12 protein-coding genes are annotated in these 13312 nt (G+C 40.1%); all 12 read left to right on the top strand.

The genetic code is table 11. The annotated features are described in order from the left end of the window. Position 1: 1 nt before the first annotated feature. The 12 genes from FHT21_RS11450 (at position 2) to FHT21_RS11395 (ending at position 13304) form a co-directional block, all read left to right on the top strand. Complete coding sequence (locus FHT21_RS11450; protein WP_167294795.1) at positions 2–880, top strand: hypothetical protein; 879 nt, start codon at positions 2–4, stop codon at positions 878–880. Then, positions 870–1862, top strand: a complete 993-nt coding sequence (locus FHT21_RS11445) for a hypothetical protein (RefSeq protein ID WP_167294794.1) — start codon at positions 870–872, stop codon at positions 1860–1862. Before FHT21_RS11450 ends, FHT21_RS11445 begins: the two co-directional genes overlap by 11 nt. Continuing rightward, complete coding sequence (locus FHT21_RS11440) at positions 1843–2691, top strand: hypothetical protein (RefSeq protein WP_167294793.1); 849 nt, start codon at positions 1843–1845, stop codon at positions 2689–2691. The genes FHT21_RS11445 and FHT21_RS11440 overlap by 20 nt, the downstream gene beginning before the upstream one ends. A gap of 3 nt (positions 2692–2694) precedes the next feature. Further along, positions 2695–3624: a hypothetical protein gene (locus tag FHT21_RS11435; RefSeq protein WP_167294792.1), complete on the top strand. Its 930-nt coding sequence runs from the start codon at positions 2695–2697 to the stop codon at positions 3622–3624. Beyond that, on the top strand, positions 3621–4520 hold the full coding sequence (locus FHT21_RS11430; RefSeq protein WP_167294791.1) for a hypothetical protein: 900 nt from the start codon (positions 3621–3623) through the stop codon (positions 4518–4520). Before FHT21_RS11435 ends, FHT21_RS11430 begins: the two co-directional genes overlap by 4 nt. Before the next feature lie 4 nt (positions 4521–4524). Further along, a complete protein-coding gene (locus FHT21_RS11425) occupies positions 4525–5451 on the top strand; it encodes a tail fiber protein (RefSeq protein WP_167294790.1) in 927 nt (308 codons plus the stop codon). A 10-nt stretch (positions 5452–5461) separates the two neighbouring features. Then, on the top strand, positions 5462–6463 hold the full coding sequence (locus FHT21_RS11420; RefSeq protein WP_167294789.1) for a hypothetical protein: 1002 nt from the start codon (positions 5462–5464) through the stop codon (positions 6461–6463). Between the two features lie 155 nt (positions 6464–6618). Next, positions 6619–7857, top strand: a complete 1239-nt coding sequence (locus FHT21_RS11415) for a hypothetical protein (RefSeq protein ID WP_167294788.1) — start codon at positions 6619–6621, stop codon at positions 7855–7857. Next, positions 7845–8210: a hypothetical protein gene (locus FHT21_RS11410; protein ID WP_167294787.1), complete on the top strand. Its 366-nt coding sequence runs from the start codon at positions 7845–7847 to the stop codon at positions 8208–8210. Before FHT21_RS11415 ends, FHT21_RS11410 begins: the two co-directional genes overlap by 13 nt. Further along, the gene (locus FHT21_RS11405; RefSeq protein WP_167294786.1) at positions 8191–8667 is read left to right on the top strand and encodes a hypothetical protein; all 477 of its coding nucleotides are present in this window, start codon (positions 8191–8193) and stop codon (positions 8665–8667) included. Before FHT21_RS11410 ends, FHT21_RS11405 begins: the two co-directional genes overlap by 20 nt. A 1-nt stretch (position 8668) precedes the next feature. Beyond that, the gene (locus FHT21_RS11400) at positions 8669–9808 is read left to right on the top strand and encodes a type II secretion system F family protein (RefSeq protein WP_167294785.1); all 1140 of its coding nucleotides are present in this window, start codon (positions 8669–8671) and stop codon (positions 9806–9808) included. A 208-nt stretch (positions 9809–10016) separates the two neighbouring features. Then, complete coding sequence (locus FHT21_RS11395) at positions 10017–13304, top strand: hypothetical protein (protein ID WP_167294784.1); 3288 nt, start codon at positions 10017–10019, stop codon at positions 13302–13304. Positions 13305–13312 lie beyond the last annotated feature (8 nt).

Here is a 13312-nt window from a genome sequence, read left to right as displayed (position 1 = left end):
TATGAAAACACTAGCAACATTATGTTTTGCTGTTTTATGCATAAATAGCTTTGCTCAGGAAACTTTACAGTCAGTTACCGATAGGGGAACAGAAACAAATAAGGAAATCCAATTCAGATCAGTAGCAAATCCAAACAAATATGCTTTTGCTGGTGGGAACCTTGGCTATGCAAGGATTGGTGCTTATGATATAACAACCGGCTTTGATAACTTATTTATTGAAGCAGCAAATGTAAGTATTGGGCATTCTGCTCCACGTGCTGTTTTCGACATTACCAAGCCAATTCCCTATGGAGCATTAGGCGCGGTATTAGGAAGATTACCTGAGGGTGACGATGTTGGAAACGGAACTTTTTTGGGCACGCAGGGACATAATACCAATGCCTTAGGAGGGAAAAGCTTTTCCATTGTGCATAACTTCTACGGTCAAACCAACAGTTCTATCAATTTCCATAGAGGTGGAGATATTACAGGAGGATTTATTAGTTTCAGCACTAATGCGAATGAGGAAAAATTAAGAATTGATGCTTATGGCAATGTAGGTATTGGTACAACTAATCCTACTGAAAGATTGTCTGTAAACGGCAAAATACGGGCTAAAGAAATTAAAGTAGAAGCCACCAACTGGCCAGATTATGTTTTTGAAGAAGGTTATAAGGTTGAAACGTTGGAAGGTTTGGAAAGTTATATTAAAGAAAACAAACACTTACCTGAAATCCCTTCTGCTAAATTAATTGAAAAAGAAGGTCTGGTATTGGGAGAAATGAACAAAAAGCTGTTGAAAAATCTAGAAGAACTCACATTGCATGTCATTGAGCTGAATAAGCGGATGGAAAAGCTAGAGGCCGAGAACCAAAAATTAAAGAAAAATGAAAATTAAACATACCTTATTTACTGCTTTATTCTTTTCTTTTGCTGTTTTATCAGCAAACGGACAAGCCATAAACATCACTGGAGATCAATATCATCTTTATGGTCCCAACTCTACTTGGTCTGAATATTTGCAGATCGGCGGAAACGGGCAAGCAACCAATCATGCTTTTGTGGCTGTAACGAATGGGAATCTGCATCTCGATTCAAAAGTTGGTTTTGCAACCTACATCAACCATTACAATCAAGGTAATACCTATATCAATCCACAAGGGGGCAAGGTTGGGATTGGAACTTTTTATCCTACTGAACTTTTTAATGTAAATGGAAATACTCATTTAGACCGCTTGAGATTAGGAAATGCCGTATTTAGTAGTAATAGCCGTAATTCAATTAATTCCTTTAATACCGGGCAAGATGCTGCTTTACAAGTGGGCTGGATAGCTGCAGATTTTGGAGGATCAGATAATTTGTCAGATAGAATGGTGATCGGGAGTGGCTTTGGTGGAAAAACTATAATTGGTACGCATAATTATAATTTAACTCAGTGGGGTGGCGACCTGATTATTAATCCTACAGGCAGTAAAGTAGGTATTGGTACAACCAACCCAACAGATATGCTCACTGTAGCTGGTAAAATTGGTGCGCGGGAAATTAAAGTTTCTACTAATGCAGGGGCGGATTTTGTATTCGAAGCTGATTACAAACTCACCGATTTAACTGAACTGGAAAAATTTGTAAAAACCAATAAACACCTGCCCGAAATTCCAACTGCTAAACAAATGGTCGATAACGGCGTAAATCTTGGAGAACTGAATATCAAACTGCTGCAAAAGGTTGAAGAACTCACACTTCATCTGATTGAAGAACACAATAAAACTGTTGTGCAGGAAAAAGAGATGGATGAACTAAAAACCTTACTAAAACAGCAGCAGAAACATTTAAATGAAATTGAATTAAAATTAAAAAAAGATGAAAAACAGAATAGATAAAATTATAGCTGTACTGGTTTTATGTTTAGCTTTTACAAATGCAGACGCGCAGAATTGGAATAAGTCGATATATATAGGTGGTGATGGTGTGTCAGAATTGGGGAAATATATCGATTTCCACGAGAGTGATAATGGTACAGAGGATTTTTCTTTAAGGTTTGCTATTTTTGGGAGCAGGTTAATCTCATCTGGTGCATTCAGTGTGCCAGGAATAGGTATCAATACCAATTCTTTTAACAATAACGAACTCCACATCTACGGTAACTCTCCTTCCGCAACAAACCTCATCCTATCGGCTAATTACGAGAATATTTATCGCTGGAAGTTTAAAACTACCGATAGAGGTAATGCCATAGATCTGGATATTGTGGGAACGAATGGCGGAGACCAGGAAGAGCAGGTGATTAAGTTTTCACCTTCTTTCTCCGGTCGTCCGGAGCTCAGCTTCATGAACGACTGGTTAGTGGTAAACAATGGTAATATCGGCATGGGCACCGTTACGCCAAGTGAAAGATTAGCGGTAAATGGTAAGATTCGTGCTCGGGAAATCAAAGTTGAAGCAACTAACTGGCCCGATTATGTTTTTGAGGAAGGTTATAAGGTTGGAAAGTTGGAAGAGTTGGAAAGTTATATTAAGGCGAACAGGCACTTGCCCGAAATACCCACAACTAAAGAAGCTGAATCAAACGGAGTAGAATTAGGAGCAATGAATAAACTGCTGTTAAAGAAGATAGAAGAGCTCACCATACACTTGATCGAAAAAGATAAACAGATCAACTCACTGATCAATAGAGTAGATATTTTGGAAAATAAAAAGAAAAATAATTAATAAATGAAACAATTACTTCTAACCTTAACATTTGCCTTGGTTTTTGGCAACTGCTTTTCCCAGGGTAGCGTATCAACCCTTTTCTACGATGAAAGTAATGGACTTAATGTTATTGAAGGCACTACGATGGTTAATGATGGAAGTGCGAACGGCGGGACTTGTATGTTCAGACCTGCTGGCGCTACCGGTGGAACCATTTGGGCAGGCCCTTATGTAACCGTTACTGCGGGTAATTATCTTTTCCAGGCGAGGATAAAAGTAGCGTCAAATAGTTCAACAGCTAACCTTTTTCTGCTCGATATTGTAAGTCAGTATGGTTATATAACACATGGAGCCTTATGGATCAAGCCAAATATGTTCAGAGCGAATAACGAATGGCAGCTGATTACCATCCCCGTATCCATTCCACACGGAATTACTAACCTTGAGTTGCGGGGAATGAATTTTCAGCCCGGCGCAACCGACGTGTATGTTGATTATGTTCAGCTTATACCATCAAGCCTTCCAGGTCTTTATTCAACTGAATTAACCATTTCTGGTAATGGCGATGTGGGCATAGGTACTACAACTCCCCGCGAAAAACTATCGGTAAATGGTAAAATCAGAGCGCACGAAATTAAAGTAGAAGCGACCAACTGGCCTGATTATGTTTTTGAGGAAAGTTACAAGGCTGAAACATTGGAAGGGTTGGAAAGTTATATCAAGGCAAACAAACATCTACCCGAAATGCCTACTGCAAAAGAGGTAGAAACAGATGGGGTTGCCGTAAGTGAAATGCTCAAACTCCAACAGAAAAAAATAGAAGAACTTACCTTATACCTGATTGAGCAGAATAAGTCGATGAGCATCCAAAATAAAAAACTCTTACAACAAGGTGATCATATCAAATTACTTGAGAATCAAATCAACGCAATTAAAAAGAAAAATAAATGAAAAGGCTGGTATTAATCGCAATGCTTTCCGTAGGCTTATTAGCTAAAGCACAAACTTTTGACGCAGGGGGAAATGGTCCCGCAGTAGCAATGACAGCAGCCGATGCATTTAACTATTTAGGAAAACCGGTGGCTCATTATGGTTTAGGTTGGTATAGCGAGGCGATGAACATCCCGCCCTATATGTATATGTCAGGTTTTGCAGGAATTAAGCTTTTTACCTGGGGAGAGGCAAGAATGATTATTGACGGAAGTGGCAAAGTTGGAATAGGTACATTAAATCCCGAATCGAAGTTACATCTTCAGGATGGCAGTGTATTCATTAAAACTTTACGCGCCGGGAGTAATAGCGAGTATCCATTAATTTCAGGTACACAGGCTGTAAATGGTACCTCGGGCCATGCTGGTATTTATTTATACGAAGATGGTAGTGGAGGTTTCGGGCAAGCTTCCGGACTGGCATTTAAAGTATCTGTAAATGATGCCAGTCCAGCAACTGCAATGTTAATTAAAGCCAATGGCAATATTGGTATTGGTACGGATACCCCACGCGAAAAATTTTCCGTAAATGGCAACATCCGTGCCCGCGAAATTAAAGTAGAAGCCACCAACTGGCCAGATTATGTTTTTGACGAAGGTTACAAGGTTGGAAAGTTAGCAGAGTTGGAAAGGTATATCAAAGCGAATAAACATTTGCCTGGTATGCCATCGGCCAAAGATGTAGAAGCCAATGGAATTGGGGTAAGTGAAATGCTTAAAATGCAACAGCAAAAGATAGAAGAACTGACTTTGCATCTGATCGAAAAGAATAAACAACTTGAGCAGGTAAAAGAAAAAAATCAATCGCAGGAGGAAAGAATTGCAAAGCTGGAAGCATTATTTAAAACCAAAAAATAACAAGATGAAGAATATAGTATTGATATTAACTTTTTTAGGCAGCTTTATTAATTGTGCGAAGGCCCAACTGGGTACTGCTAAGGGCGATGCATTCGAAATTTCTACAATCGGAGGTAGTACCGAGGGCAACATGATGCATCATAAACAATGGTTGTACCGAAATCAAGCAGGTAATAACTGGTTTTCAGCCTCATTGCATGATGGTATTGCAGTTGATCTTTCTTTTTTGCAGCCGCAGGTAGATACCCGGACCTGGTGGGAACGAAATCCTTATAGTGGAACACAGATGTGGGGAGATGCGGGACAAACTTTTATGGTGTTATCGGGAGGGAATTTAGGTTTGGGGACCCTTACCCCGACTTCGAAGCTTGAGGTACAAACCCCAAATAACGGTTGGCCAATAAGTTTGAGGGCCAATGCTTTTAATCCTGGTGATATTAACGGGATAAAGTTTTATTCGGGCTACTTAGGAGAAGATAAATGGGCAGGTATAGCCAGTGTAGCAGAGGATTTGCACAGCAATAAAACCGCTTTATCTTTTTATTCTGGCCAAACAGAAAAAATGAGAGTAGCCTGGAATGGAAATATCGGTATCGGTACAACTACGCCCAACGAAAAACTTTCTGTTAATGGCAACATCCGTGCCCGCGAAATTAAAGTAGAAGCCACCAACTGGCCCGATTATGTTTTTGACGAGGGTTACAAGGTTGGAAAGTTAGAAGAGTTGGAAAGTTACATCAAAGCAAACAAACATCTCCCGGGCATTCCAAGCGCACAAGAAGTGGCAAAAAATGGGATTGAACTTGGCGAAATGAATAAACTGTTGCTCCAAAAAATAGAAGAACTTACCCTGCACCTGATTGAAAAGGATAAAACGATTGAAGGTATCCTCAAAAGGATGGACGAAATGGAACGAAAAGTAAAAAAATAAGCACATACTGATGATGAAATTGCAAATATTATTCGCTACTGGCATGTTATGCCTAAGCTCCATATGTATTGCCCAAAATACTTTCCCCCCAACGGGAAATGTAGGTATTGGAACAAGTTCCCCCATTATTCGGCTACAGGTTCAAAAAGAGTCTTCGGCTCCTGCTATCATGATTGGAGGAGGGTATACAGGGACGCCAAGATTGCAGATTTATGGCTTGGGTGAAGATCCTAATGCTTGGATGGGTCTTGGAACAGATATGGGCGGACATTCATATGAACATAGTATTTATTTCCCCAAAGCGCCATCTGGGAACCAGGGGCGACTGAGTATCGGTAATTATAATGGTAGTTTGTATCAATCCAGATTGACGATTTTGGACAATGGGAACATTGGTTTAGGTACCGAAAATCCACAAAGCCTTTTACATGTTGCCGGTGGCTCTTTGATGGAGGATAATTTAAAAGTTTTAGCTAAAGATGCCGCGTGGGCAGAGGGAGTTTTGGTGGTAAAACCTTCAGGATGGGGTGGACTGAGGATCTCAAGAGCAGATCCATTAACTAATAATTATGATGGCAACTGGGCAATTGGTTATAATGCTAATACTGGGAATGATTTTTCTATTTCTAACCAGGTTGGAAATACACAGTCTGATTATCTTTTTCATATTAATGCTGTAACCAAAAATGTAGGTATTGGTACCTCAACGCCTTCTGAGAAACTTGCGGTCAATGGAACAATTAAAGCAAAGGAAATTAAGGTAAACATGGAGGGCTGGCCTGATTATGTTTTCGCTACAGACTATCGCCCACTTAGTCCGGATGAACTTGAAAAATACATTTCGGTTAATAAACACTTGCCTGGTCTTCCTTCAGCAAAAGAAGCCGAAGAGAACGGTATCGAACTCGGGAAAATGAATAAAAAACTGCTCGAAAAGATAGAAGAGCTTACGCTGTACATGATCAGCCAACAAAAAGAAATCGATGAACTGAAGAAGAAAGTTAAACAATAAACAGTTGGCAGTTTTCAGTTCTTCAAATGACCAATTAACAGTATGCAGTTAACAGTTTTCAATTATCAAGAATTAATCTTCAGATGGATTTAGCTCTTAACTATTGACCAATGAACAAATGAACCAAATGACAAGTGAACCAATAAACTAAAAATATGCTCAAAGCCGGCGCTTTATATTTCTCGATAATTGTGGCTTTCATCATTGCCGTGATCTGCGCATCGCTGATCATGCTGGCAGCGCATTATCGTGGAAATTACCTGAAAGAAATGCGGATGGCCCGGCTTAGCAGGAATATGGATTCGGGGATCGCCTATATACTGGCAGAAAGTACTAATAACAGGCAAAATAACATCGCTTTAGATCTTTTCGGCGACCAGACTGATAGTGTGTTGATTGAGAAAAAACATTGGGGCATTTTTGCCCTTGCTACCGTAAAAAGTTTCGTATTGGCAGATACCCTTAAACGGAGTTTTTTGATGGGCCAGGAAACTAGTAATGATACCATAGCCGTTTACCTGAGCGATGAAGACCGCCCTTTATCAGTTAGTGGCGATACCCGAATTACCGGTAACGTAGAAGTGCCCAAGGCGGGGATGCGCAAATCGTATGTAGATAGTCGGCCATATTCGGGCGATCAGCTGGTTTATGGTAAAATTGGCGATAGTAAACGAACATTAAAAGGATTGGAAAGCACATGGATTAAGGAAATAGAAAGTGAACTCGATTTTGATCCCGTGCAGCTTCCCAATTTGAATGGGGCTGATGAACAGGTTTCTTTTTTCGCCAGCGTTAAAAAGTTTAATGTTTCGCGGCTGAGCCAGATTACCAACCAGCTTTCGGGGCAGGTTATCCTGTACTCAGATACTACGGTGAAGATCTCGGCAGCGGCAAAACTTGATAATACCATCATTTATGCCAAAAGCATTGTAGTGGCCGATGGCTTTAAAGGCAATTGCCAGCTTTTTGCCAGAGACTCGATTGTTCTCGGAAATGATGTAACCCTGAACTATCCATCGGTATTGGGGCTGGTCAGTAAAGAAAAAATGGTCGATCAGGCAAAAATCACGCTGGGAAAAAACAACCGTTTTGAAGGCATTATTTTCAGTTACGAACCTAAAAGATCGGCTTTGCAAACCCTGGTAGGTCTGGGAGAGCAAACCACGGTACAGGGCGAAGTTTATGCAACAGGACTGATAAAACTCGATAAAAAGGTAAAGGTAGCAGGAAAGGTTTCCTGCAACCGCTTTATCATGAAAACCCCCGCAACACTTTATGAGAATTTCCTGATTGATGTAACACTGAACCGAAAGGCAAGGAGCCGGGTATACCTCAGCTCAGCCATATTTACTGGAGGGGCAGAAAAACAAAATATACTGAGATGGCAAAATTAAAAGGAAAGCAGCTTGAAGCCTCCACATTGATCGAGGTACTCATTGCCATGGTGATCATCATGGTTGTTTTTTCTATTGCTATGGGGCTTTTTTCCAATGTGCTGAGTGGCGGTGTATCCATGCGGAAAGTGCAGATTGGTCAACAGATGGAAACCCTCCGAAGGAAGGTTATGGAAAACGGAAGTATTGAACAGGAACATCTCCAGATCGACAGTGTCGATTACGAGATCAGTGTAGTTAAACAGACCGCTTCAGCTATGCAGCTTTTGGAGATCAAAGCAAATGACCATGGGGCTCCGGCAGGTAATATCAGGTTTCTTTTAAAGATGAATAATGAAAGCAAAGAAAATTGAGGCCTATACCCTAATGGAAATAGCTATTGCCATGCTGCTCGCTGCGATAGTGATGAGTATCTGTTATACTGCATACGGTATGATCGGAGATTATTTTCAGGCTTTTCAGAAAAGAAATGCTGCGGCAGAAGAGGTACTTACCTTACGCAGAACCATGGAAAGAGATATTGCTAAGGGGCGCTACCTGATCAGAACAGCAGAAGGAATCAATATCCTTGCAGATAGTTTGAATATTACTTACCAATTTGCAGATACTGCCATATTGCGAAAGGTAGAAAATTTGCGCACCGATAGCTTTCATGTACGTCCGGTTGAAACCAGTTTTCTTTTCGAAAAAAAAGAGGCGCTTGAAACGGACACCATTGATCGCATCAGTTTTATGCTTAAAATGGAAAAACAACAGATGATCCCGATCACACTAGGGAAATTTTATAGTGCCCACGATTTACTTAAATAACATGCCGTCAATAGATATTTCAAAAATCCAGAAAAAGAAAAATCCGCTCAAAGAGAAGGAGAAAGCAGGCCTTGTTGATTTTTTGAGCAAAGACATTTCTTTCGGGAAGGGTAAATTATCAGATAAGAAAAAAGAAGGCTTTTACAATGAGCTTGGCACATTGATCCGCTCGGGTATCGATATCCGCTCTGCTCTTGAACTTACTGCGGGTTCTTATACGCAAAAAAAGGATGTAGAACTTTTTTCATCCGTACAGAAACAGGTAATAGCCGGTAAATCGCTATCAGAAACCATGCAGGCCGAATCGAAATTCAGTCCCTATGAATATTACAGTGTAAAAATAGGAGAAGAAACCGGTAAACTGGGCGAGGTGCTGGGCGAACTGGCCAAATATTATAAATCGAAGATCAGTCAGCAGCGTAAAATTATCGGTGCCATTACCTATCCGTTGCTTGTACTGTTTACCTCTTTTGCAGCGGTATTTTTCATGATCAAGTTTGTGGTACCCATGTTTGCCGATGTGTTTAAGCGTTTTGGTGGCAAACTGCCCTACATCACTTCGCTTATCGTGAGTTTTTCTGATTGGTTCGATCGGTATATCTATCTCATGCTGGTTGTTTTAGTTGCAATCGTCATCCTTTATTTTATTAACCGCAATAAATTCTGGTTCAAAAAAGGAGTCGCCTTGCTTTTACTTCGCATTCCTATTGTGGGCGAGATTACGCGTAAAGTTTACCTGGCCCGTTTTGCCAATACCATGCGCCTGCTTACCGAAACCAATACCCCTTTGCTGCAGGCACTCGAACTGGTAAGGCAGATGATTACCTTTTACCCTGTAGAAAATTCACTCCGTCTGGCAGAAAAAGATATCCTTTTAGGAAGCAGCCTTTCATCAGCACTCTCCAAATATGATTTTTACCCGGCAAAATTTATCCAGATGATCAAAATAGCCGAAGAAGTAAACCGCCTCGAATACTTTTTTGAACAACTGGCCGAACAATATACCGAAGAGGTAGAATACAAAACCAATGCCATCAGCGGCTTATTGGAACCCTTAATCATTATCTTTTTGGGGCTGGTGGTAGGCGTGATTTTGATTGCGATGTACCTGCCGATGTTCCAGATGAGCAGTAGTTTTTAAACCTTTAAATAATCTATATTAATATTAATGCATTATTATAATTTGAATCAACTAAAACGTTTAAATTGGATATTTCAAAAACGGGTATTTAACTGTCCGATTTACCATGCCATTTTTTTGCTAAACCAGAAAGGCGAATGCAATTATGACTAAGTCTAGTCTTTAAATTAAATACTATCATTTTTTAAACCATCTTACCAATTATTATATGAAATTTTTTAAAGCAGCGTTTATCGGTTGCATGTTTTTAGGCTCAGCCTTTGGACAAACACCTTTAACTCTCAATCCGAGTTTTAATAATGTAATTCCCCCATCCCCAAATGCGGCTTCAATCGGCAAATTTGGAAGTGTACCCGTAGGCTTATCAACGGGCATCCCTTCAGTTGAAGTGCCTATCTACACGTGGGAGGGGAAAAACTTTGGTAGATCAGTGAATATCTCACTTGCCTATCATGCAGGGGGGATCCAGGTCGATCAACAGGCTTCTAATGTAGGTTTGGGCTGGGCACTAAATGCCGGTGGGGTAATATCAAGAACCATGAGGGGCATTTACGATGAGTACCCAACCGAAGGTTTTCTATATAAACCCGTACCAGACGAATATACTGGTAATGGCCCAACTAATTATGCAGGCCCTGATCGAATCCTGAATCAAATGTATGCCGGAAAAGCAGACTCGCAGAACGATATTTTTAACTTTAATTTCAATGGAAGAAGTGGTCGTTTTGTATTGGGCAAAAACAACGATATTTTAATGCTTGATCGCTCCAAACTTAAAATTGAAAAGGTAATTACCGATCCTGCTTCTTATAGCGCCAGAATAACCAAATTTATCATTACCGATGAAATGGGATATAAATATGAGTTTGCAGATTATGAAGTAACAACCACTTCAACAGCAGGTCTACCACCGCCTCATAGCTCATCATGGTACTTGAGTAAAGTAATTAACCCTTCAGGAAATGACCAGATTATTTTTCAATACGAAGATTATTATCTGGCAGTTGTTCAAACCGGAATGAGTCAAGATACAGCGATTCCACTAACACTTGACGGAGTTTCTCAACCTGCTGATTTAGGCGGCAATAGTGCACAGAGCGTTTCTGGAAAAAGGATCACCAAAATTATCTTTAACGATAACCGGTCGGTAACTTTCCAATACAAACAAACTAACCGTTCAGATTTAACGCCTTTAAGTACAGATAAAGCCCTCGAAAAAATAATTATTGATAATGGCAGCCAAAGCTTTGGTTATTTGCTTAATACCGATTATTCGTTAGCAGGCCGCTTAACATTACTTTCAGTACAACAATTTGGTAGCTCAGAACAACAGATTTTAAACCCATATGTATTTACCTATTCTACCACGCCACTACCACCCAGGTTTGGCTCAAAAAAAGATCATTGGGGTTTTGCTAATGGAAATCCATCAGGTAGTTTAGTTCAGCACGAATTTTTGCTTGTAGGTGCCAATAACGGGCCTTATTCACCGTACCGCGAATTTTTAGGTGGGAACAGAGATACCGATCCTAGCCTTGTATTGGCCGGAAGTCTTACCCGCATCACCTATCCAACAGGAGGTTATACCGAATTTGAGATGGAAGCAAACAAAGCGGTAGATAGCTGGTTAAACCGGGCAATAGTTACACAAATACCAAACCCGTATTCCGACTTTCAAAATGGAATTTCGTTCAATAGTTCTACAGCAGGTAGCGATAATCCTTCATTTACCTATGCTGGCGCCAGCAACACTAACGTACAGTTCACTCTGTCAGCGTCGCCGATAGCTATGGATTGCGCAAGCTGCTCATTAAAAATTGAACTTTACAAAACCGGCACCTCACAATTGTATTCCACGCAAATAATGAGTTTGAGTACGTCAAGTTCGGCAGATATTAGTAAAAATTTTACAATTCCTAACATGCAGCATGGCGATAGTTTTTTTGTAAGAGCCTTTTTAATTGATTATACTGGTAGCGATATCTATTATGGTTATGCTTCATTATCAAGAAGGGAGCAAAATCCCGAGGGAACTGCCACTCCGGTGACTTTAGGTACTAACCAGATTTATGTAGGAGGCTTGAGAGCAAAGAAAATTACGGATTATACGGCTAGTGGTGCAGTAGCTAGTTCGAAAGAGTATGAATATGTACTTGCCGATGGATTAACTTCTTCAGGATCGCTGGGCTATCACCCAGTTTATTCAAAATTTGTAAAATATGATTTTAGAACAATACATGATGGTGATGACGGTGGAGCTGCTTATGGGTTTAATCCGCATGCTGATTATGTGATTCGTTCATCATCTACAGCAAATGAAATCCCCTTAGTAAATGGAAACCCGGTAACCTATAAGAGAGTAATCGAAAAAACCGGACAAAGCGGTGTTTTTAACGGTAAAATAGTTAGAACTTTTACTTCATTTGCTGATAACCCACCTTTTATTTCAGACGAATTTCCAACCATACCGGCTCAATTTTCACCATGGAATTACGGGCAATTGCTTACGGAGGAGGTGTATGATGCTGGTAATACGATATTAAAGAAGACCGAAAACCAGTACTTTAACTTTACTGATGGTTATTCAACTGACCAGTCGAGGGTTGAAAATTTTAAATCCATCAGTTTTTCTCCAGCTTCTTTTTTAACTGATCCTGCATTAATTCAAATTAATCCATCGGCGTATCCTGGTTGGTTTAAGGTAAAGAGTTTTACCCCGGTTGCAGGAAGAGCTGAGCTTAGTCAATCAACAGTAATTGACTATGTAGATGGACAACCCGCAACAACACGCACTACTAAATACAATTATGATCTTAATAATTTCTATGCCCTTGATGAACGGATAAACGACAGCGAAGATAAAGAACTGAAAACTATTTTTATTCATCCTAAGGAAATGGTTGATGCAAATGAGGATGCATCCCTGCATACCGAAATGTTAAATCTGAACATGATAAATCCAGTAATTAAAGAAATTCATTACAGGAATAATATCCAGATTTTAATGACCAAAACCACTTATAAAAACTGGTCGGGTACTTTATATGCCCCTGAAAAGGTGATTACCCAAACTTATAACAATGATCCTGATATAAGATTACGTTATCTGGCCTATGATAGCCACGGTGCCCCTGTTTCAGTGCAAAAAGAAAATGGATCGAAAACCACTTACATTTGGGGATATGGCGGAGATAAATTGATCGCTACACTGGAAGATTCGCCCGATTATACGCTAGTAGTTGCGCAACTTGGCGATGTTGAGGCGTTTCGCAACATTAAAGACCCAACGCCCATCCAGATTGATAATTTCTTGGCCCCGCTAAGTAATGGACATTTAAATAAGTTTAAATACAATACACTAGCCGGACCTTTAAGTATTACAGATGCCAAAGGCATGACCACTTATTATGAATACGATGCCTTTCAGCGCTTGAAAACCATTAAAGACCAGAACGGCAACATTTTAAAACAGACCGATTACCACTATAAAAACTAAGACGCTCC

This window comes from Pedobacter sp. SG908, assembly GCF_011759615.1.
Taxonomy (GTDB): Bacteria; Bacteroidota; Bacteroidia; order Sphingobacteriales; family Sphingobacteriaceae; genus Pedobacter; species Pedobacter riviphilus.
The sequence above is the reverse complement of the archived record's forward strand: the minus strand, read 5'-3'. Positions and strand labels throughout refer to the sequence as shown.

Bases quoted from the DNA above. Each gene is read 5' to 3' on its own strand.
- FHT21_RS11395 (WP_167294784.1), top strand. From the start codon at position 10,017: ATGAAATTTTTTAAAGCAGCGTTTATCGGTTGCATGTTTTTAGGCTCA.
- FHT21_RS11435 (WP_167294792.1), top strand. From the start codon at position 2,695: ATGAAACAATTACTTCTAACCTTAACATTTGCCTTGGTTTTTGGCAAC.
- FHT21_RS11405 (WP_167294786.1), top strand. From the start codon at position 8,191: ATGAAAGCAAAGAAAATTGAGGCCTATACCCTAATGGAAATAGCTATT.
- FHT21_RS11410 (WP_167294787.1), top strand. From the start codon at position 7,845: ATGGCAAAATTAAAAGGAAAGCAGCTTGAAGCCTCCACATTGATCGAG.
- FHT21_RS11445 (WP_167294794.1), top strand. From the start codon at position 870: ATGAAAATTAAACATACCTTATTTACTGCTTTATTCTTTTCTTTTGCT.
- FHT21_RS11415 (WP_167294788.1), top strand. From the start codon at position 6,619: ATGCTCAAAGCCGGCGCTTTATATTTCTCGATAATTGTGGCTTTCATC.
- FHT21_RS11430 (WP_167294791.1), top strand. From the start codon at position 3,621: ATGAAAAGGCTGGTATTAATCGCAATGCTTTCCGTAGGCTTATTAGCT.
- FHT21_RS11420 (WP_167294789.1), top strand. From the start codon at position 5,462: ATGATGAAATTGCAAATATTATTCGCTACTGGCATGTTATGCCTAAGC.
- FHT21_RS11440 (WP_167294793.1), top strand. From the start codon at position 1,843: ATGAAAAACAGAATAGATAAAATTATAGCTGTACTGGTTTTATGTTTA.
- FHT21_RS11450 (WP_167294795.1), top strand. From the start codon at position 2: ATGAAAACACTAGCAACATTATGTTTTGCTGTTTTATGCATAAATAGC.
- FHT21_RS11425 (WP_167294790.1), top strand. From the start codon at position 4,525: ATGAAGAATATAGTATTGATATTAACTTTTTTAGGCAGCTTTATTAAT.
- FHT21_RS11400 (WP_167294785.1), top strand. From the start codon at position 8,669: ATGCCGTCAATAGATATTTCAAAAATCCAGAAAAAGAAAAATCCGCTC.